Here is a 21,842-nt window from a genome sequence, read left to right on the forward strand (position 1 = left end):
CTATTGCAAACAAATTTAACGCAGTAATAAGTAAAATTAGCTGCTAGAAAGTAATTTATTATCCCGAGCTCAGGTTAACTTAGTAGGGGAAATGACCAAAATTGGTCAAACATTACTAACATACCAGGGGAACCCGTTTAACTTTTTAAGTTGGCTGAAACTATGGGCGTTTAATTGTCATCATAAAAAGCGCACGTTTATTGTTATTTATTAAGTATCTAGCGAATAAGCTATGTACTTAGTGATAGCAACTTTATATTAAACGATAATGATTCGCAATACTGCTTGTTGTTTTGGTACAAATTATTTCACAATAAACTAATTCAGATTTAATTTGGCTAAACAAACGGTTACTATTTAGCAAAACTATAAATTGGCTTTTAAATGATATCGTTTTGTAACTACAGTTTAGTACCTGCAAGCTTTAACCCTTGGCGAGCAGTGTTTTTAGATGTTGCCGAGGCAGTAATGGCTGAACTTTCAGACGAACGATTTGATTTTCTTCACTTTGGTTCCTCGTCTTTTAAAGTGGCAGGCAAAGGTATTATTGATATTTCGATTTTATATCAAGCAGGCCATTTACAAGATGCTGTCGCTTATCTTAAAAACTTTGGTTTTGTTGACCAACATAGCGGAAATCCCTTCCCAGCTACCCGACCACGAAAAGATATAGCCGTTTTATATAACAATGAAGTGTTTAATGTGCATATGCATGTGATTGAAAAAAATAGCGAAGAGCATAAAAAGCAAGTCACCTACAAAGAGCATATGCTAAATAATCCAGATGACAGAGCAGCTTACGAAGCGCAAAAGCGCAAAATACTGGCTGATGGTATAACTGTGCAAGATGATTACGGCAAAGCCAAATCACCTTTTGTCAAAAGTATTTTAAGTCAGCTTTAAAATTACCGTAGTTATATAATGTTTGAAACTGGCGTGTGGTGCGTTAGCGAGCTTGGCCTGAGGTAACAAAGTGCATTGCAGTACTCTTTTTGCCCATTACATAGTTAAATTTCGTTTTTAGCAGGCTCAAAACATAGACTTAATTGTGTTTTCTAAGAGTACCTATCTCGCTTGTAGAAATAAGCAATCAGTTCGCATTGGTCCAATGGTTTAGTTGGCTTCTAAAGCAGAGTTTAACTTAATGTGTTCTAAACTGATTATCTGGCTTGTTACATCAGTATCCTGATCATAAATAATGAAAGGTCCTGCGTTGATAAAGCCAAAGTCTGTAACAAACTGATTTTGTTCAAGCATAAATAGTGGCTTTATTGTTTTGGTATTGAAGTTATAAAAACTAACAACCTGTTGTTTATCGACTTTACTCAAGTAGAAAAAACCGTCTTGTGTCAATTTTATAGCGCTTGCTCTAACTTGCAATGATTTGTCTTTAAAATCGAAAAGCGCATTCGTATTACCACTGTTAGCCTGATATTGTAGATTTTGGTTATTGAAAGAATAGTAATAAACCCCATTTGCATCGCTGATCGCTGTAATTCCAGCATTGTGAGCGATTTTAGAGTGTGTTTGGCTTTTGATATTTAAACTCACTAAATCATAATTCTGAGTTGCGCGTTGACTAATAAATAAATTCGTTGAGGTATGATCAAAGTTCAGTAAGTAACTATCATTTTTTAGTCTGATATCTCCTATTATCTTATTGTTTAACAAAGAATAAATTAATACTCTTTTGGTTTTACCTTTGGTATAAGAGAACGCAACCTTGCTTTCGCTGTTATCAACTTTAATGGTATGAATATAACTGGCGTTAAGGTCGGTTAATTTTGATTGTTGGCCCTGATCTTCCATCCAGATCTCGTAGCTTCCTGAGCGGTTAGAACTGAAAATAAGGGCATTTTTTTTAGCAAGGTATACCCCATCTAGATTGAGACTTGGGTGCTCAATTTTAATGGAGAGCGCGCCTTTACTTTGAATCTTGATAGGCCTATTTTGTGCAATGTAATTTATTGTTTTGTTTGTTTTATCAACAGTGATGTCTTTGACTTTCTGTTGTGGATCAATGTTAGCTAATACAGACAATGATAAAGGATCTAAAGCTAAAAGCCATAACGCATACTGCCCATTATAACGCCCAGTTACAACGAATTGTGAATCTGCATAGAGTGATAAACTGCCAACTCTATCAATCGGAATTGGATTTGTTTTAATTTGCTGTGTTTCTAAATTGTAATTTGTTAAAAGGTTTTTTCTATCAGCGGACAGCGAAATGAAATAAAGGTTGTTGTTATTCGAAAATACTGGATGTGCTTCATTCCCATCAAGTGGTAGATAAAATAGTTTAGCGTCTTTTTCTACTAACGAGATCAACCCAATATTATGTCTATTTTGTTTGGTGATCTGTAATGCCAGCCATTTTTCATCGGGAGAAACACTTAATTTTATGATTCGTTCGTTAATCGTTAAAACAGGTATGAAGCTGTTATTCTTGTGTTTAATTACTTCGCACTTGTCATCACAGTTAACAATATAATCAGATTTTTCAGTTGAAAATATATCTTTAATTTCAGTAAATTGTGTATCTATTAACGTGTTTTTAAGGGTCTTATCATTGTGTGAATAAAGCTCGGAAAAGACTTCTCTTTGGTAAGCAAACAAGAGTTGTTTGCTGTTATTAACGCTAATTGTATTAATTTCTCCATTGGTATTGTGTCTGATGGTTTTTTTTGTCGTTACACTAGATAAATCAAGCTCATGCTGTGATTTCGTATTGTGTAAAAATAATGCGATGAGGATAACTGTAAACATACTCAGGCACACAAGATAAAAGGCATGTATTTTGCGTGTTTCTTTTTCAATTTTGCCAATAAATACGTAGCCCTTACGAGGAATTGTTTCAATAACACGAGGCTGTTTAGGGTTATCGTTAAGTATTTTCCTAATTTCAAAAACGGCTTTTGTGACGAGCTCAGGTTCAAGCGCCTGGTTTGGCCAAAGTGACGCTAAAATCTTTTCTTTACTTAGCACTTGGCCTTGATGCTGCACCAAGTAACATAAAATAGACATTACACGAGGTTCTAAGCGAAATTCTGCCTTAGGTAAACTTACCTTATTCTTTTCAGGCTCAACTTTAAACTTCCCTATATAAAAAACTCTCACTATAACCTTCTGAAAATAATAAAGATAACTTTAAAATAGTATCGAGATAACTTCTAAATTGCAATTGTGAAGTATTGTCGTCACTTTGCACTGAGTTGTATTTTAAGGAGAAAAAAATGAACAAAAAACTCTGTGCAATTTTATTAAGTCTGCCTGTTAGCGCAATTGCGAACCAAATAACTTTAGAGGTGGTAGGGAACGGAAATGTTAAGTATGGCAATGAAACGTGTTCTGATTCTTGTACGATAAGTACAGAGAATAATAGTGTGATGTTGTCACCAAACGTAAATGCTGGTGGTCGTTTTATGCATTGGAGCGGTCAGCAATGTGACTTTGGTCAAGGGGTTCAAACAAGTACTGACAGAACAACGATAGGCAGTGCTAGCGGAGGAGCTAAAACACTGGCGACATTGGATCTTGATAATGATGGAGATAAAGACTTATTGGGAATTAGCCTTTTTAGAGGGCAAATTATTAAGTACCAAAATCAAGGTAATGGCACATTTACTTCGAGTAACTTCATTTCTTCATTAAACTATCCGTCAGCGATGGCAACCCATGATGTAAATGCGGATGGGTTTTCTGATCTATTGGTTGCCGAATACGGTGCAAGGCAAGTACGTGTTTATAATAATGATGGTGCTGGTCAACTCGCAGAATCCGAAATCATTCAAATCCCGGGCACCGTTCCTTATGCCATTACCGTTGAAGATCCTGATCAAGATGGCAGCGCTGAGTTAATCATTTCGAGTTTTACTGCCGATACTTCTGGTGATTTATTCCAGCTTGTAGATTCAATCAAAAATCAAGAAATAGCAATTTATTCTAAATTACCAGATGGCTATACAAAGACCAAAGTCATCTCAAATACTGCAGCTGTGACACTCGATAGCTATCTTGATGATGAACATGGTCTCACTATCGTTTCAGCAGAGATTGATACTGGTAATATCTCTTTGTATCGTGCATCTGATGATTTTACAGGGAATGTAGTTGACCAGAGTAACGCTCCTTATGGCGTAGGCTTTGCCGATGTTGACGACGATGGTGATAAGGATATTGTTACTGCACACTACGGACCATATAGCTTACGTATTATTTACAATAATGCTGGTAGCTACACTGCTGCTGTGGAAATAGGCTCTGGTAATGAAGGGTTAACTGCAGTGCAAGTTGCTGATTATAATTTGGATGGTTATCAAGATATCGCTACCGGTGAGTTTAATACTCAGCGCTTTTATTATCATGCTGCGAACAGTTACGTTGAGTGTGGTGTTGCACAAGGTTCAAGTATTGAATTAACAGCAAATTTCAGTGCAACAGCAACTCCGATACCAAGTGAACCTGAAAAAGATAAAACGATCAGCAGTAGTGGAGGTACATTTTCATACTTAATAATGGTCTTACTTGCTTTAATCCTAGTGCGTCGAAGAATAATTTAATATTAAGACGACGAAAAAATAAAAAATGCCAGCAATGTAGCGTTGCCGGCATGAAGTTCACTTAAATGGGAAACCAAAGTGATTTTTGAAAAAAGGGATTAGTGTTCGTGCGCTTCCTCTTCAAATGCACCTAACCAAGTTAGGTTTGTAATTCCTTGCTCAACAGTGATTAACTCGTTTACGCTCTGGTTCTCAAAGTTGATTTGATACACTGTGTTACCATAAACAAGGTAGCTAATATCATGTGCTCTATTGGCGATTAATTTAGCGCTTTTTTCTTCATCAATTTGATTTATAACCTGAAATCGAGTTGTTCGTTGCCATTGTTCATGTTGATCGAAGACGTTGATAAAGCCAGCATCATCAAGTACTAACACAGCTTCTTTATCACCGCTTACACTGTAAGCCAAATAGTTGGTTACGCCTTCAGATTGCCATGCAAATGGCGCAATTTCGTTTGTCTCTAGATTGACAGTAAATACACCACCTCGTGATAGACCAATAATGGTGTTGTTTTCTTCGCTGCCGATAAATTTACCAATTCTAACGCCTTGAGGCATAGTCGTTGGGTTAGCAATCTTGCTTGAAGTAAACAACTCACCTTCTTGTTTAATTTTTACAACGCCATCACTACAAGCAAAGGCAATGTAGTCTTCGGTTTGGAAGCTGCCGTGTAAATCGGGGCACATATGTTCAAAGGTTTGCTCTTGATGAAAGTGATCACCATGAACTTCAAATAAACCTATTGATTCAGGTAAAGAAGTCTCACTATTTACGTCGCGAATGGTGGCAAGTACAAAATTATCACGAATTTGGCCTGTACCGTGTTGATACGTTTCATAATGATGTTCAGCAATAATGCGTGTCTCGCTAATGCTTTCATCTGAAATAATGGCAAAGCCTGCATCAGCAGAAGCGTCTTTATCGCCATCAAAAAATACCAGAGCTTGTTCGCCGACTGGAACGTAATGGGTTGGTTTTACGTCTAATAATTCAAAAGTGTTGGTTGTTGGTGCGTCTTCATGAAGGTCATGATGATCACCATGCTCTTCTAAATATATACCGCCATCAATAAATTCAACAAGGCTTTCATTACGTTGAATAGCGACAACATAACGGCCATTGGGACTTGTATAAAGAGCCGATGGTGTATTTGTGAGTGGGAAACTATTGATTACCTGCTTTGTCGCTAAGTCAAAAATATGAATTTCATTTGAGTCAGGTGAGCTATAAGCTAAACGACCTTCAGGCAATTCAAGCGGTTGATGCGGCTCAGAGGGAGTATCAACTTCTGGTGTCTTATTTATCACTGTATGGCTATCAGAACCACAGGCGCTTATTTACGAATCATATCTAATCCTTGTAATGTTATAAAGTAACACTTGCATTATGTTATATTATAACAATTGTTGGCAAGTGCTTTTTATGTGTCAAGTAAAAAGAGTGCTCTCTTTATTACTGGCTTTATACCAATTGCATTAATAAAATTGGTATTACTTTAGTGAGTGTATTTATCTGTATTTTTAGGTTTACAGAGTCCATTGGTATTTGAGGTAGTTGAGAGTCTGTTGAAAAAAGTATCACATAAATGTGATTGCTAACTTCTGTATTTAAGCTTTAAGAATTAGATTTTTCTAGTAAATTTAGATGTCAGCATCAAAGATTTGTGCTCTACAAATTTGGTATCGTTTACAATGTCTAAAGTCAGAATATCGTTTACACTGATCGAAAACCATCGCATTTGCACCATATTCAAATGCTTGAAGTTTAAGGCGCTTTTTCATTTCATTTTCGCTAGGCATAGGTTGTTCTCTCTCTTTAAGACATACATCAGTCTCTACAGCACCTAAAGGTTGAAAATAACGAGCATGAAGTTGTTTAAATGTAAGTTCTTTTACTTCAGATTTAGCGATATTTTTCTTGGTAGAGTCAACAGCAAATTGACCAAAGTTTGTTGAAAAACTCCCAGAGCAAGCCCCAAGAAGAAATATAAAAAGTATTAATAAAATAGGGCTAGTCATAATAAAATCCTTTCAATGCTGTATTGGCTGCACTTTTGAGCAATTCTGCTTACGATTATCGCCCTTTTACATAAACCTACGACAATAAAAATAAAACGAGTTAAAATATTTTACAATAACTTAGCTTAATTCAAACTGTTAAAAAGTGTACAAAAAAGGCGCTCAATTGAGCGCCAAACACGGAATCGTTTTAAACAATATTAAGCATCTTTTGATTTATAAAATGCGATAATTGCCAATGCGACGAACGCTAAAATAAAGCAGTAATATGAGCTTGTAGCCACATCCCAAGGGGTAATATGGAAAGTCGCGCCAAGTAATAACGCTTGTGCACCGTATGGCAAACTGCCTTGCATTACGCAAGCAAAGATGTCCAATAAACTTGCTGAGCGCTTAGCAGGAATGTTGCCGTCTTCAGCGAGTTTTTTCGCAATTGGGCCTGCAACAATAATCGAAACGGTATTATTGGCAATACATAAATTAGAAGTAAGTACTAACGCAGCAATACCAAATTGGTCTGCTACTTTACGATTCCATTTAGCAATTACCTTGGTGCCTTTTTGGATTTTATGCGCAATATAATCAAGGCCTCCATTAAGGCGAATAAACTCAGAAAGGCCGCCAATAAACATTGATAACAAGAATATTTCTTGCATGCCTTTAAAGCCTTCATAAATGTCTTTAACGAATTGACCACCTTGATAGTCACCGGTAAAGCCCATTAATCCCGCAAATACAATACCGCTAAACAGCACCACAAATACGTTAAAACCAGCAACTGCGAGCACTAGAATAAAGGCATAAGGCAGTACTAAGAGTAAGTCGTAATCTTTAACATCGATAATTTCTGGTTCTGGCGTTAAAAATGCCAAAAGTAATACGGTTAATGCTGCAGCTGGTAATGCAATTTTTAAATTCTCGCGGAATTTATCTTTCATTTCACAGCCTTGCGTGCGCGTTGCAGCAATGGTGGTGTCTGAAATAATTGATAAGTTATCACCAAACATGGCACCAGAGACAACCGTACCGGCTACAAGTGCTGGATCAAGGCCTGTTTTGACTGAAAGCGTATAAGCAATTGGGCCAATTGCACCAATGGTACCCATTGAAGTGCCCATCGCGGTTGATACTACAGCTGAAATTAAAAATAAGCCTGGCAGTAAAAATGCGGGTGGCACTAGGTCTAGGCCTGCATTTACAACTGCATCAACACCACCTGTAGCCCCTGCAACAGTCGAAAATGCACCGGCTAACAAATATATCAAGCACATTGTGATGATATTGCTGTGACCTGCACCTTTAATAAAGGTCTCTACCGATTCGTTAATGGACTTCTTATTGAGAAGAAAAGCCAAAAGAATTGCAGGCAAAATAGCTACAGGTGCAGGCAACTGGTAAAACGCGTAGTCAATACCTTGCGATTGCAAATAAAGGCCTGCACCTAAAAATAAACCAACAAATGTTAATAATGGCAGCAATGATAATTTTGCCGCCGTTTTATTAATATGAGTATCCATAAAAACCTCAAACGGAAACCTTATAGGTTGCGTGCACAAGTGCACGAAACTGAAATTTCTTCTTCTTATTCATCACTATTAGTTCCACGTTTTGCACTTGAGCGCAAGTTTTAAGCAAATTTCGTAAAAATGGCATGAATAAAAATGGATGTGCGAATGTATAGATGTCTAGATGTTTTGTCAAACTGAACTTGCTATAATCGCCAAACGGATAAAAATTAGCGTTAAAAAGTGCTAAGGTTGGCTTTCTTCAATGGGATATTTACAACAAACTCTAACTGACCTTACAAAAGTGTCAGGTATAACGCGTTAAAATTTAAAATATAGTAGAGAATAGTATGACTAAAATTGCTGTGTATGGTGCTAATGGCCGAATGGGTCGTGCACTTTGTGAAGCCAGTATCAATAGCGAAACAACAGAATTAGTGTGCGCTCTAGTGCGTGAAAATAACGAACTGCTCGGTCAAGCTGTAAAGCATTTTATTAATTTGGGTGATACGCCAGTACTATTTTCAAACGAAAATACCCTTGAGCATCAGCCTGATGTGATAATCGATTTTACATTACCGGTTGGCATGAAAAAGCACTTGGCTTTCGCAGTAGCAAACAAAATTCCGATGGTGATTGGTACCACAGGATTAACTGCAGCTGATATGGCAGAACTTGAATTGGCTGCAAAGGAAATCCCAATTGTGTTTTCACGCAATTACTCAGTAGGAATTAACTTACTCGAAAACCTTGTTAAAACGGCTGCGCAGACGTTAGCTGATGACATTGATATTGAAATTTTTGAGCTGCACCACAAACATAAAATTGATGCGCCTTCTGGTACAGCATTAATGATTGGTGAAGCCATTGCAGAAGCAAAAGGTTGGCAGCATGATGAAGTCGCAGTTTTTGACCGTTCAAAAGATGAGCAGGCCAAAAGTCAAAAAGAAATCGGCTATTCAGTAATGCGAGGTGGCGATATAGTTGGTGAACATACGGCTTATTTCGCAGCTGAAGGCGAAAGACTCGAACTTACTCATAAAGCGAGTTCAAGAATGACCTTTGCTAAAGGTGCTGTAAGGGCTGCAGCGTGGTTACATAATAAACCGGTTGGACTTTATACTATGCAAGATGTGCTGGGTTTTAGATAGAAAACTGAATTTTTTGGCTGTTTAAAGTAAATTTTCTGTTAAAAGCGTTATTTTTAATTTTTTCTTATTTTTTATTAGACCTTTTTTGAGAATTCATCTAAAATACTTGGAATTTGCCAGAATTTTATAATCTAACGCTTTCTCTGGGGTGTTAGATCGATTGAACGGGTTGAAATTTACGCAAATTTCGCCCGTTTTTTACTGTTAGGAGGTCAACTTGTCTAAATCCGCTTTGTTAGTCCTAGAAGACGGCACGGTATTTCGCGGTACTGCCATTGGTGCTGAGGGTATCTCAGTTGGTGAAGTAGTTTTTAATACTTCAATGACTGGGTATCAAGAAATTTTAACTGATCCATCTTATGCTGAACAAATTGTTACTTTAACTTACCCACACATCGGTAACACAGGTACCAACAGCGAAGATGAAGAAGCGAATAAAATCTGGGCGAAAGGCTTAGTAATTCGTGACCTTCCACTGCTTGCGAGCAACTTCCGTAACGAACTTTCACTTGATGAGTATTTAAAATCTCGCAATATCTTAGGTATTGCTGATATCGATACGCGTAAACTAACACGTATTTTACGTGATAAAGGTGCGCAAAACGGTTGTATCATCGCAGGTGAAATTGACGAAGCGAAAGCACTTGAGGCGGCGAAAGCATTTCCAGGCCTTAAAGGTATGGATCTTGCGAAAGTAGTGTGTACAAAAGAGCAGTACACATGGAATGAAACAAGTTGGACGTTAGGCGAAGGGTTTAAAACTCTGAGCGATGAAGATGCAAAATTCCACGTAGTTGCTTATGACTTCGGTGTAAAACGTAACATTTTACGTATGTTAGTAGACCGCGGTTGTAAATTAACTGTAGTACCTGCTGAAACTCCTGCAGCAGATGTACTTGCATTAAACCCTGATGGTATCTTCCTATCAAATGGCCCAGGTGACCCAGCGCCATGTACTTATGCGATTGACGCTATTAAGACCTTCCTTGAAACAGATACACCAATTTTTGGTATTTGTTTAGGCCACCAATTACTTGCACTTGCCTCTGGTGCGCAAACAGTAAAAATGAAATTTGGTCACCATGGTGGTAACCACCCGGTTAAAGATTTAGACCGAAATGTGGTTATGATCACAGCGCAAAACCACGGTTTTGCAGCGGATCAAGACACTCTTCCTGAAAACTTACGTGCAACGCATGTTTCATTATTCGACGGCACATTACAAGGTATTCACCGCACTGATAAGCCAGCGTTTAGCTTCCAAGGTCACCCTGAAGCGAGCCCTGGTCCTCATGATGCGGCACCGCTATTTGACCATTTCATCGACTTAATGCAAGAACGTAAATAATTAGGACTGAGACTAAAATGCCAAAACGTAATGACATAAAAAGTATTTTGATTTTAGGTGCGGGCCCGATTGTTATCGGTCAAGCATGTGAATTCGACTATTCAGGCGCGCAGGCGTGTAAGGCACTTAGAGAAGAAGGTTACCGCGTAATCTTAGTTAACTCTAACCCTGCTACTATCATGACTGACCCAGAAATGGCAGATGCAACATACATCGAGCCAATTCACTGGGAAGTTGTTGAGCGCATTATCGAAAAAGAAAAGCCAGATGCAGTACTACCTACTATGGGTGGTCAGACTGCACTTAACTGTGCACTCGATTTAGATAAGCACGGCGTTCTTGCTAAGCACGGCGTTGAGCTAATCGGTGCAACCGCTGATGCAATTGACAAAGCAGAAAACCGTGAGCGTTTTGATGCGGCAATGAAGGCGATCGGCCTTGAGTGTCCTCGTGCAGAAATCGCACACTCAATGGATGAAGCTCGTGACACGTTAACGCGTATCGGCTTCCCATGTATTATTCGTCCTTCTTTCACTATGGGTGGTACCGGTGGTGGTGTTGCTTACAACATGGAAGAGTTTGAAGAGATCTGTACCCGTGGTCTTGACCTTTCTCCGACTAGCGAGCTTCTTATTGATGAAAGCTTACTAGGTTGGAAAGAGTACGAGATGGAAGTGGTTCGTGACAAAAACGACAACTGTATCATCGTATGTTCTATCGAGAACTTCGATCCAATGGGTGTTCACACAGGTGATTCAATCACAGTAGCACCAGCACAAACACTAACAGACAAAGAATACCAGCTAATGCGTAACGCATCGATGGCTGTTCTTCGTGAAATCGGTGTTGAAACAGGTGGTTCAAACGTACAGTTTGGTGTTAACCCAGCTGATGGCCGTATGGTTATCATTGAGATGAACCCACGTGTATCTCGTTCATCTGCACTTGCATCAAAAGCAACAGGTTTCCCAATCGCGAAAATCGCTGCAAAATTAGCAGTAGGTTACACGCTAGATGAGCTACAAAATGACATCACAGGTGGCGCAACACCTGCATCGTTCGAGCCGTCGATCGACTACGTTGTTACTAAGATCCCTCGTTTCAACTTCGAAAAATTCGCAGGTTCTAACGATCGTCTAACGACTCAGATGAAGTCAGTTGGTGAAGTAATGGCGATTGGCCGTAACCAGCAAGAATCACTTCATAAAGCACTTCGCGGCTTAGAAGTTGGCGCAACAGGTTTCAACCCAGTTGTGGCACTTGATGACCCGAACGCGAAAGAAAAAATCGTACGTGAATTACGTGAACCAGGTGCTGAGCGTATTTGGTACGTTGCTGATGCAATGCGTCACGGTATGAGCGTAGAAGATGTATTCGAACTGACTAAGATCGACCGTTGGTACCTAGTTCAAATCGAAGACATCATCAAAGACGAAGCAAAAATCGTTGAAGGCGGCATGGCTGGTCTTAACAAAGACTTCCTACGCAGCTTAAAGCGTAAAGGTTTTGCGGATGCACGTATTGCTGAACTACTTGGTGTTAGCGAAGCTGAAGTACGTAAGAAGCGTCACACGTTAGAAGTTTTACCAGTTTACAAGCGTGTAGATACTTGTGCGGCAGAATTTAGCTCAGACACAGCTTACATGTATTCATCGTATGATGAAGAGTGTGAAGCGAACCCGTCTGACAAAGACAAGATTATGGTTATCGGCGGTGGCCCTAACCGTATCGGTCAAGGTATCGAATTCGATTACTGTTGTGTACACGCAGCCCTTGCAATGCGTGAAGATGGTTATGAAACAATCATGGTTAACTGTAACCCTGAGACAGTTTCTACCGACTACGACACATCAGATCGTTTATTCTTCGAGCCAATCACGCTAGAAGACGTATTAGAAATCGTACGTGTTGAAAAGCCAAAAGGCGTAATCGTGCAGTACGGTGGTCAAACACCACTTAAGCTTGCGCGTGAACTTGAAGCGAATGGCGTGCCAATCATTGGTACTTCACCAGATGCAATCGACCGTGCAGAAGACCGTGAGCGCTTCCAACAAATGGTTGAGCGTTTAGATCTACTTCAGCCTGAAAACGCAACAGTGACTTCTCTAGAAGAAGCGGTAGCTAAATCTGCTGAAATCGGCTTCCCACTAGTTGTACGTCCTTCATATGTACTGGGTGGTCGTGCGATGGAAATTGTATACGACGAAGACGATTTACGTCGTTACATGACAGAAGCAGTATCAGCATCAAACGAAGCGCCAGTACTACTTGACCGCTTCCTAGATGACGCAATCGAAATCGACGTAGATGCTATCTGTGACGGTGAGCAAGTGATCATCGGTGGTATCATGGAACACATCGAACAAGCAGGTGTTCACTCAGGTGACTCAGCATGTTCACTACCAGCATACTCACTAAGCCCTGAAATCCAAGACCGCATGCGTGACCAAGTAACTCGCATGGCATTAGAGCTTGGCGTTGTTGGCTTAATGAATACGCAGTTTGCTGTTAAAGATGGCGAAGTATACTTAATTGAAGTGAACCCACGTGCTGCACGTACTGTTCCTTTTGTGTCAAAAGCAACAGGTGTTGCACTTGCTAAAGTAGCGGCACGTTGTATGGCGGGTCAGTCTCTTGCAAGCCAAGGCGTAACGAAAGAAATCATTCCTCCATACTACAGCGTAAAAGAAGTAGTACTTCCGTTCGCTAAATTCCCTGGCGTTGACCCAATGCGTGGTCCTGAAATGCGTTCAACAGGTGAAGTTATGGGTGTGGGTGACACATTCGCTGACGCATTTGCTAAAGCACAGCTTGGTGCAGGTAACGTTATGCCACGTGGTGGTCGTGCGTTACTATCTGTTCGTAACAGCGATAAAAAGCGTATTGTTGAATTAGCACGTACCATGCGTGATTTAGGCTTTGAGCTTGACGCAACTGGCGGCACAGCAAAAGCACTTGAAGAAGCAGGCATTGAAGCGCGTCGTGTAAACAAAGTTTACGAAGGTCGTCCTCATATTCTTGACCGCATCAAAAACGGTGAGTACAGCTACATTGTAAACACCACTGAAGGTCGTCAAGCGATTGAAGATTCTAAAGTACTTCGTCGTGGTGCTCTACAAGGTAAAGTAAACTACACAACAACGCTTAATGCCGCATTTGCTAACTGTAAAGCGCATGCTGCTGATGACCGTTCAACGGTATCGTCGGTACAAGAGCTACACAAGCGTGTAAATTAATTGCCCCGTCTATATTTTTTGATATAGACTAAGACAATTAAAGTAGAAATGATAAAAAGCCCGGTTAATCCGGGCTTTTATTGTGAAAGAGTTCTAGGAAGAATAATGCAACAAACACCAATGACAGTACGTGGTGAACAATTACTGCGTGACGAGTTAAATGAATTAAAAACGGTACGCCGTCCTAAAATTGTCGCTGATATTGCAGAAGCGCGTGAACACGGTGACCTAAAAGAAAATGCTGAATACCACGCAGCGCGTGAAGAGCAAGGTTTTTGTGAAGGCCGTATTCAAGAGATTGAAGCAAAACTATCAACGGTTCAAATCATTGACGTTACTAAAATGCAAAATAACGGCAAAGTGATTTTCGGTGCAACTGTTACTATCGTTAACGTAGATACTGACGAAGAAACGACTTATCGCATCGTTGGTGATGATGAAGCAGACATTAAAAATAATCTGATTTCATTTAACTCACCAATTGCTCGTGGTTTAATCGGCAAAGAAATCGATGATGCAGTAACAATTAAAACCCCAAATGGTGCGGTTGAGTACGAAATTACTGAAGTAGAATACATTTAATCTACAAAAGCTCGGTTATTACCGAGCTTTTTTGTTTGTAAATTATGAAAATACGCTTTCTCTTATTTTTAACGCTACTAGCACCTTTTATAAGTGCACATGCGCAGTATGTGACAGAATTAGATAACAATTGTTCAACAGCATTTAATAATGCCGATTTTGTTAATGCGCGTTATGAGTGTGCAGAGTTATCTGAAGAAAATAATGGTGAAGCGAGTTTTATTTTGGCAACCCTTTATGCCAAAGGGCAAGGTGTTGTTAAAAACAAACGAAAAGCCCTTGAGTTTCTTATTTTGGCAGATGAGCAAGGTCATGCAGAGGCTTCATTTAATCTCGCTTTAGCTTATGAACTGGGCAAAGTTGTAGGTGTGGATGTTGAAAAAAGTAAGCGCCTTGCATTTGAACATTACTTAAAAGCTGCGCGCAATGGCTCTTTAAATGCCAAGCGTAAAATTGCAAACCGCTATAGTGACGACACAAGTTTGGTTTATGAACCTGAAAAAGCGGTTGAATGGTTATCTCAAGCGGTAGAGCTTGGTGATGAAAAAGCCAAGCTCGAATTAGGCGCGCTCTATTTAAAAGGGGAAGGGGTTAAACGTAATCAAAGTCAGGGCTTAAGTTTAATAAAAGAGTCCGCAGATAGTGGTTATGATAAAGCCCAATTTATTTACGCCACACTGATATTTAAAAATAACCCTGATGAAGCAGTGAGTTATTACCAGAATGCCGCAGAGCAAGGTAATGGTTTTGCAGCACATAATCTTTCGTCGCTTTATTTTAACGGTGAGTATTTTAGCCAAGATAAAACAAAGGCCCATGAATATGCTGAAATTGCTATCAAAAATGGTGTGCCTCAAGCTGAGATATTTTTGTTAAATACTGCTAACTCAAAGCCGAAAATCAGCGAACAACCAATCACTACTCCATCAACCGATGTTGAGTCAGTAGCGCAACTTAAAAGTAAAAATTTAAGTGGTTTTGTTTTGCAATTTGGTAAGTTTTCAAAGCAAGCTAATGCACGAATTATAGCTCAGCGTTTAAATGCAGAAATAGTTGAAAGCAATGACTTTTATTTTGTTTTAACCTTTGGCTTTGACAGCTACATAGCAGCTAAAAAGAAGGCTGAAGACTTGATAGAAAAACACAATATTGCTATGCCTTATATTCGTGTTGCGAGTGATTTTAACCAAGCAAAATGGTTGTAATACTCAACGAAAATGTAATTTTTTAATAAAATTTATTTTCTAAAGCGAGATGGCTTTTTAAATCCAAATTGCATTTATTTGCTTCTGAATTAGTTTTTTTGGTCTTGTCTTTGCCTATTAATAGTTTGTATATCGCTGGCTTTTCTTAGTTAAGCACGTAGAATGGATTTTAAAAATAATAATATTTTCTCATAGGATGAGCTGATGAGCCATCGAGATAACTTTCTCCATCTCACCATTGCACTGACATTATTGCTGTTTGGCACTGCACTTTGTCATCAGTTTTTTAGTGCAAAATTACAGCATGTAATGCAGGCTAGCACGATGTTTACCTTGCTTATTTCTGTTTGGGGTATTGATTCGCAAAGTCAGTTTTTTAAATATAAGCTATTGTTTCCTTTTGTTATTATTGCAATGTCTTGGTTTACCCTATTTATCGATAACAGCATGGGTGATAATGTCACACTGATACTGATGCTGGTATTTTTCCTCTTCACTGCATTCAAAACGGCAAAGCAAGTACTGTTTTCCGGTGTTATCGATAGTAACAAAATTCTTGGCGCGATTTGCCTTTATTTTATGATGGGGGTGATATGGGCGAATATTTATTGTTTATTGCAAATTAATTTTACCCCGGCGTTTAACAACATACCTGAAACGACTAAATGGTATGTTTTGTTTCCAGAATTTATCTATTTTTCTTTTGTCACATTAACAACATTAGGCTTCGGCGATATTTCTCCAAGTATCCCTCTTTCAAGGGTATTTGTTTATTTTGAAGCGGTTGTAGGTCAATTATATTTAACGATTTTAGTTGCTAGCCTTGTTGGTGCTAGGCTCAATATTTTGCATCAAAATTACTCGAACAATCAGACACATAAAAGGAATTAAAGTGAATAGCTATCGCGATAAAAAGAAAATTATCGCCTATTTACGCCATGGCGCTTACTACTGTGATTATTATTATATCGGGTTCTACGTTTAAAGACGGTGGGGCATCAAGTAAGTTTTACATGTGCATTTTTCAAATCGCCATGGCATGTGGCTACATTGTACTAGTCACTTGGATTATGGCGCCTTTGCTTAGTAAAATTCAAAATCAATCAAATGCGCTTGAAACGCAATCAATCGATAACTATTCAGAGGTCTGACACTGCACAATATTGAGTGCTGTGACATTATGAGGAATAAGCTCAGGATGACGCTCAGTTAATTGCTGGTAAAGTTCAGGTACGGTTAATTGCAATCGGTATACTTCATTAAGGTGCTGAGCTTCAATTTTTGCCCCGTTATTGATTAGTGCGGTTATTACTCCAATCCATTTTTCTGACTCGCGATTTTCTTTTAAAAAGTGCAGCATTTTTAATAAAGGATCAGGGCTTTGCTGGCTATGCTTTTGGCTGAAACCGCGGTTTATTAATTCACTAGTCAATTCGGGATTAATAAACATTAAGTTATACACCATACTTTCACCACGTTGGTTTGGTAAATCGACATTACCCATTCGCTCTAGCATTTTAATGGCATCATCTTGATTAAGGCGTTGTATAACTGCAACTGCGTTAGCATTTTTAGGGTATAGCCCTTGAGTTACTAAGGCCTCGATAATTTCGTTTCGTTTGCTGTGCATGGGTCTTGAATAGAGAAGTAAATACGCAAGCTCTCGTTCAAACTCAGGTTTTTTATCAAGGTACTCATGAACTTGCACTAGGTCAGCGCGTTTAACTTGTTCGGCATCATTTAAATTATTGAGATCAATGCCTGCGGCTAAAAACTGCGACGATATTTCAGAAAATAGCGCCAACATGCCAATTTCTTTAGCTTGTTCTGAGAGTAGTCGGTCACAACTTGGGTGAGGGTAATCAAGGCTATTTGCATCAATGTAATTTACAGTGACATTACTATCAATCGGTGCGACATCATAAAGCTGACAAACGTCTTGATCATCAATAAATAATTTTTGTTCAGCCATTATCTCGTGTAATTGAGACTGCAGCTCATCGCTTTCTATAGGCGCAGGCGGGGTTATTGGTGCGCCATTAATGATATCTACAAATTGTTTGTCAATGCCGCCAACACGCGCGAGTAATACTGACTTACTGGTGTTAGAAGGTAATTGTTCAATCAATAGTAACCGTGAAAGCACTTTTGCTGCGGTATCTTTTGGTAAGCGATTGAGTACATATGGCAACTGTTGTGAGGTAATAAATTTATTAATACTAGGGTTAAGGGAATAATAACTATCGTAAAGCAACAACAAGGCATCGAAATCAGGTCTAGGATTATCAATATTCACAGCCTGTACAAATGCATGCTGCAAAATATCAATAGCAATATCTTGGTTGTGCTCAACTTGTTTGCGGTAACTTTCAACAAAATCTTTGGTAATTACCGATTGGCGAAATTTTTTAAAGCTATAACGGTGCTTTTCTTTAATGTAGTCGCTAAAGTCTAACCCTTTATTTATGTATTTTTGGCTTTTTAACTGATTTGCCTCTGAATTGAGAGAAACCAGTTTTACTTCTCGCATAAAGCGTTCGGCTGCATCTTTTGATACGGCATTTTCTAGCGCATGCATTATTCTAAAAGGCGATTCTCCTTGTATACGCCAAGCAATTGCAATTTGACTCAAATAACTTTGCTTATCTCGTTCAAACTTCGCGAAAAAGCGCGGCTGATCTTTACAATAACTTTGTTGTTCATCCTCTAATACAGTACTTGTCTTTTTTGTTTTTTCAGGCTTTTGAATTTGGTTTTCGGTCAGTGTGACGCTTGGTTCGTCAGCTATGTGTTTTTGTGCATTAGCAGGGGGGACTTGAAATTCAGCCGTTGAATGGAAATTTGCAAACCAAATAAGGCAAGCCAGTAGCAATATAAGAACAACAATAATTGAATATTTCTTTATCACACAAATTCCATTAGCTATGACAATACAAATTTAACGAAGTAGCTATTTAAGCCTTCCAGTAACACTTTTAATTATATGGAGTATTTTGATTTTTTAACATGCAAACAAAGGTTTCTGCAAATAAAAAGCCCACAACAGAGTGTGGGCTTTGGTAGGTTAGACAAGTAATCAGATTTTTACAGTAGCGTCGTCATCAATGTCTGATTGAGAAATTTCCTTTTTCCCTTTGTCTCGTCTAATAAGGCCTTTAATGTCTTCCAATGCAACGTATTGGCAAGGGATCAACACTAATGTAATAACAGTGGCAAACAACACACCAAATGCCAGTGAGACAGCCATAGGCACTACAAGCTGCGCTTGTAAGCTGGTCTCACTTAAAATTGGGATTAAGCCAATAAATGTCGTTGCTGATGTTAATAAAATTGCACGGAAACGTTTACAACCGGCTTCCACAACAGCTTCTTTAATTGCTACACCTTCTTTACGGGCGCGGTTTACAAAGTCCACCATTACAAGGGAGTCGTTTACTACTACACCTGCTGCAGCAATGATACCGAACATTGAGAGTGCACTCATGGTCATGCCTAAGAACATATGACCGAACATTGCACCGATAATACCAAATGGGATCACCGACATAATCAGTAGTGGCTGCGAATAAGAGCGAAGTGGAATGGCCAACAAGCTATAAATAACTAATAGCGAGATAATAAAGTTTTTCATTTGTTCCCAAATGGAATCCATTTCTTCTTGCACGCGACCCGATAGGTTGGTAGTAATACTTGGGTATTTCTCAAGTAATGTTGGAATATATTCTTCACGAATATCTTTTGCGACTTTAAATGGCTCAACCTGCTCTGCATCAATGCTAGCCCATACGTTAATTGTACGGCGCGCATTTTCGCGGCGAATGCTGCTTACACCATCAACAAGTTTTACTTCAGCCACTTCAGAAAGAAGTACTTCAGCACCTTGTGGCGTAATAATACGCACATCATGAATGTGGCTGATTGCGTTACGTTCTAGCTCTGGATAGCGGATCATCACGCGAACTTCTTCACCATCACGTAAAATACGCTGCGCTTCTAAGCCATAGAAACTAAAGCTTACCTGTTGAGCAACATCAGCAAGCGTTAAGCCTAAACTATACGCTACAGGTTTAAGTTCGAACTGTACTTCATCGGTTGCAGTTTGCATTGAATCATTTACATCACCTACGCCTTTGATAGTGTTTAGATGCGCTTTTAAATCAGCGGCGGCAAGGCGAAGTTCTGCCATATCTTTACCTTCCAAACGGAAGCTGATATCGCCATCGTCACGGTCATTTCCACTTATACTATCGCGAATGTTGAGGGTTTTAACGGCAGAAAAATCAGGCATTTTACTGCGCCAGCGATCAGCAAGCTCAAAGGTATCCATTGGGCGTAAATCTGGGTCAACAAGTTTTGCCATAATACGCGCACCGGTACGACCTTGAAGGCGAACCGAGATGTCTTCTACCATTTTTTGACCAAACTCTTGCTCAATAAGTTTGTCTTCATTCAAGATAAGTTGTTCAACTTGCAGTGCTGTTTCAAGCGTTGTGCGCTCGGCAGTAGCTTGCTCCATATCAATATTGATATTGGCAAAATCATGCGGCACTTTAGGGTTTGCAACAAACTTAACAAAGCCGCCAGCGAATAATCCACCACTGATAATCATTAAACCAACAAAGGCAAAGATTACCGGATAGCGAAATTCAATGAACTTCACAATCATTGGGCGATAGCTATTATCGATAAAACGTTTTAAACCACCATCTAAGCCTTCACGCATGCGGTGAAGAGGGTTTTTAGGGTTGTGTGGTGATAGCTTCATTTTCGCTAAGTGCGCAGGCAAAATAAGCTTTGATTCAATTAGCGAGAAAATTAAACACAGAATAATTACGCCGCCAATCGACTTTGATACCGCAGCTTCAGGGCCTGTATCTAGCATCATTGGCAAGAAAGCCGCAATGGTAGTTAAAACACCAAAAGTAGCTGGGATTGCAACGCGTTTTACGCCACGAATAACATTGTCAGTTGAGTGTCCGTGTTTTTCAATTTCGCTGTGGGCAGATTCCCCTATCACTATGGCATCATCCACCACAATACCCAGTACTAAAATAAATGCGAACAGCGACATAATATTGATGGTGATATCAAGACCGCCTAAAGGCATTATGAATAACGCACCTAAGAAAGATACTGGTAAACCCATCATTACCCAAAAGGCCAGCTTTATACGAAGGAATAAAGCTAAGCTTAAAATAACCAGTAAGCCACCCCAAGCCATATTCTCAATCATCATATTTAAACGACCTTCAAGGTAGTAGGTCATATCAACAAATGATTCAAGTGTTACGCCCTCAGGAAGTTCTTTGGCTTTTTTGTCTAGGTATTGATTAATGGTGTCGGCTACTTTTGTAATATCCTGCTCTTCTGATGCACCAATAAAGAAAGTACGAGAGTTATCACCATTGAACTTAGAAAATTGAATACCTTCTTGGAAACCATCGTTAATGTTTGCAACATCACCGAGTAATACTTGGCTACCATCCGGCAGGCTTAGTAGAGGTAACTTTTCAAATTCATTGCCATGATAAGCTTGGTTTTCAACACGCATTGAAATATAGCCATTTTCAGCGCGAATTTGACCTGCTGACATGTTCGCCGATGATGCACGTACCGCGTTGGCAACATCTCTAAACGTTAAGCCGTATTCACGTAGTTTATCAGGGCTTATCTCAATGCCGATTTCATAGCGAAGTCCGCTAAAATACTCCGCAATATTAATCCCTGGTAAGGCTAGTAACTCATCATGAATTTTTGAGCCTAAGTCTTTTAGTTCGCGTTGAGAAAGCGGGCCATGCAGTGATAAATACATTACTTCTTGGCGGTATTTTTCTTTCGCGACAATAGGGCGCTCCATGCCATCAGGGAAGGTTGAGATAGAGTCAATTTGCATTTTAACTTCATCTAATACTTCTTTGGCATCGTAGCTTTCGTCAATACGGATCCATGTTTGTGAAAAGCCGCGATTAGAATAGGTAATTAGGCGTTCTAGGCCTTGCATACCCTCTAATGCTTCTTCAATTTTCATGGTGATCCCTTCTTCTACCTCTTGCGGGGCAGCACCAGGGTATGCAACTTGAATTGACATCCAGCTATTTTCAAATTGCGGAAACATTTGCTTGCGAATGGTCATGGCAGTAAATAAACCGCCGATCAGAATGATGATCATCAGCAGGTTTGCAGCAACTGGGTTGCGGGTAAACCATGCGATGATACCTTTTTTCGTATCAATCAT

At 39.3% G+C, this 21,842-nt stretch carries 15 protein-coding genes; 9 read left to right on the forward strand and 6 right to left on the reverse strand.

Annotation, left to right across the window (positions count from 1 at the left end; genetic code table 11):
- Positions 1-384: 384 nt before the first annotated feature.
- Entirely contained in the window at positions 385-903 is a 519-nt protein-coding gene (locus tag ON073_RS08545; RefSeq protein ID WP_274761467.1) for a GrpB family protein, read from the forward strand.
- A gap of 210 nt (positions 904-1,113) precedes the next feature.
- Here ON073_RS08545 and ON073_RS08550 read toward each other — a convergent pair whose 3' ends face one another.
- Positions 1,114-3,117: a winged helix-turn-helix domain-containing protein gene (locus ON073_RS08550; protein WP_274761468.1), complete on the reverse strand. Its 2,004-nt coding sequence runs from the start codon at positions 3,115-3,117 to the stop codon at positions 1,114-1,116.
- Between the two features lie 116 nt (positions 3,118-3,233).
- On the opposite strand from ON073_RS08550, the gene ON073_RS08555 reads away from it, so the two are divergent.
- Positions 3,234-4,559 carry an FG-GAP-like repeat-containing protein gene (locus tag ON073_RS08555; protein ID WP_274761469.1) on the forward strand — a complete coding sequence of 442 codons (1,326 nt, stop codon included), beginning with the start codon at positions 3,234-3,236 and terminating at the stop codon, positions 4,557-4,559.
- Between the two features lie 98 nt (positions 4,560-4,657).
- Here the strand turns inward: ON073_RS08555 and ON073_RS08560 are convergent, their stop codons facing one another.
- The 3 genes from ON073_RS08560 to ON073_RS08570 all read right to left on the reverse strand — a co-directional run bounded on the left by ON073_RS08560 (position 4,658) and on the right by ON073_RS08570 (position 8,097).
- Positions 4,658-5,869, reverse strand: a complete 1,212-nt coding sequence (locus ON073_RS08560) for a hypothetical protein (RefSeq protein ID WP_274761470.1) — start codon at positions 5,867-5,869, stop codon at positions 4,658-4,660.
- 333 nt (positions 5,870-6,202) lie between these two features.
- Positions 6,203-6,580: an Rcs stress response system protein RcsF gene (gene rcsF, locus ON073_RS08565; protein WP_274761471.1), complete on the reverse strand. Its 378-nt coding sequence runs from the start codon at positions 6,578-6,580 to the stop codon at positions 6,203-6,205.
- A 200-nt stretch (positions 6,581-6,780) separates the two neighbouring features.
- The gene (locus ON073_RS08570; RefSeq protein WP_274761472.1) at positions 6,781-8,097 is read right to left on the reverse strand and encodes a Na+/H+ antiporter NhaC family protein; all 1,317 of its coding nucleotides are present in this window, start codon (positions 8,095-8,097) and stop codon (positions 6,781-6,783) included.
- Between the two features lie 338 nt (positions 8,098-8,435).
- On the opposite strand from ON073_RS08570, the gene dapB reads away from it, so the two are divergent.
- The 7 genes from dapB (at position 8,436) to ON073_RS08605 (ending at position 16,758) form a co-directional block, all read left to right on the forward strand.
- The gene (gene dapB / locus ON073_RS08575; RefSeq protein ID WP_274761473.1) at positions 8,436-9,236 is read left to right on the forward strand and encodes a 4-hydroxy-tetrahydrodipicolinate reductase; all 801 of its coding nucleotides are present in this window, start codon (positions 8,436-8,438) and stop codon (positions 9,234-9,236) included.
- A 217-nt stretch (positions 9,237-9,453) separates the two neighbouring features.
- The gene (carA, locus tag ON073_RS08580; protein ID WP_274761474.1) at positions 9,454-10,584 is read left to right on the forward strand and encodes a glutamine-hydrolyzing carbamoyl-phosphate synthase small subunit; all 1,131 of its coding nucleotides are present in this window, start codon (positions 9,454-9,456) and stop codon (positions 10,582-10,584) included.
- Between the two features lie 17 nt (positions 10,585-10,601).
- On the forward strand, positions 10,602-13,820 hold the full coding sequence (gene carB, locus ON073_RS08585; RefSeq protein ID WP_274761475.1) for a carbamoyl-phosphate synthase large subunit: 3,219 nt from the start codon (positions 10,602-10,604) through the stop codon (positions 13,818-13,820).
- 105 nt (positions 13,821-13,925) lie between these two features.
- A complete protein-coding gene (greA, locus tag ON073_RS08590) occupies positions 13,926-14,402 on the forward strand; it encodes a transcription elongation factor GreA (RefSeq protein WP_010558849.1) in 477 nt (158 codons plus the stop codon).
- A gap of 44 nt (positions 14,403-14,446) precedes the next feature.
- The gene (locus ON073_RS08595; protein ID WP_274761476.1) at positions 14,447-15,607 is read left to right on the forward strand and encodes a tetratricopeptide repeat protein; all 1,161 of its coding nucleotides are present in this window, start codon (positions 14,447-14,449) and stop codon (positions 15,605-15,607) included.
- A gap of 204 nt (positions 15,608-15,811) precedes the next feature.
- On the forward strand, positions 15,812-16,498 hold the full coding sequence (locus tag ON073_RS08600; RefSeq protein WP_274761477.1) for a potassium channel family protein: 687 nt from the start codon (positions 15,812-15,814) through the stop codon (positions 16,496-16,498).
- A gap of 62 nt (positions 16,499-16,560) precedes the next feature.
- Positions 16,561-16,758, forward strand: a complete 198-nt coding sequence (locus ON073_RS08605) for a hypothetical protein (RefSeq protein ID WP_274761478.1) — start codon at positions 16,561-16,563, stop codon at positions 16,756-16,758.
- Here the strand turns inward: ON073_RS08605 and ON073_RS08610 are convergent.
- Positions 16,743-18,515, reverse strand: coding sequence for a hypothetical protein (locus ON073_RS08610; RefSeq protein ID WP_274761479.1), 1,773 nt, complete (start codon positions 18,513-18,515; stop codon positions 16,743-16,745). The two genes, ON073_RS08605 and ON073_RS08610, sit on opposite strands and share 16 nt — an antisense overlap.
- 168 nt (positions 18,516-18,683) lie before the next feature.
- Positions 18,684-21,842 (reverse strand): efflux RND transporter permease subunit, encoded by a 3,159-nt coding sequence (locus ON073_RS08615; protein WP_274761480.1) that lies wholly within the window; start codon positions 21,840-21,842, stop codon positions 18,684-18,686.

The organism is Pseudoalteromonas sp. G4 (assembly GCF_028875915.1).
Lineage (GTDB): Bacteria > Pseudomonadota > Gammaproteobacteria > Enterobacterales > Alteromonadaceae > Pseudoalteromonas.

Bases quoted from the DNA above. Each gene is read 5' to 3' on its own strand.
- ON073_RS08545 (WP_274761467.1), top strand. From the start codon at position 385: ATGATATCGTTTTGTAACTACAGTTTAGTACCTGCAAGCTTTAACCCT.
- ON073_RS08555 (WP_274761469.1), top strand. From the start codon at position 3,234: ATGAACAAAAAACTCTGTGCAATTTTATTAAGTCTGCCTGTTAGCGCA.
- rcsF (WP_274761471.1), bottom strand. From the start codon at position 6,580: ATGACTAGCCCTATTTTATTAATACTTTTTATATTTCTTCTTGGGGCT.
- ON073_RS08570 (WP_274761472.1), bottom strand. From the start codon at position 8,097: ATGGATACTCATATTAATAAAACGGCGGCAAAATTATCATTGCTGCCA.
- dapB (WP_274761473.1), top strand. From the start codon at position 8,436: ATGACTAAAATTGCTGTGTATGGTGCTAATGGCCGAATGGGTCGTGCA.
- carB (WP_274761475.1), top strand. From the start codon at position 10,602: ATGCCAAAACGTAATGACATAAAAAGTATTTTGATTTTAGGTGCGGGC.
- greA (WP_010558849.1), top strand. From the start codon at position 13,926: ATGCAACAAACACCAATGACAGTACGTGGTGAACAATTACTGCGTGAC.
- ON073_RS08595 (WP_274761476.1), top strand. From the start codon at position 14,447: ATGAAAATACGCTTTCTCTTATTTTTAACGCTACTAGCACCTTTTATA.
- ON073_RS08600 (WP_274761477.1), top strand. From the start codon at position 15,812: ATGAGCCATCGAGATAACTTTCTCCATCTCACCATTGCACTGACATTA.
- ON073_RS08615 (WP_274761480.1), bottom strand. From the start codon at position 21,842: ATGATTGATACGAAAAAAGGTATCATCGCATGGTTTACCCGCAACCCA.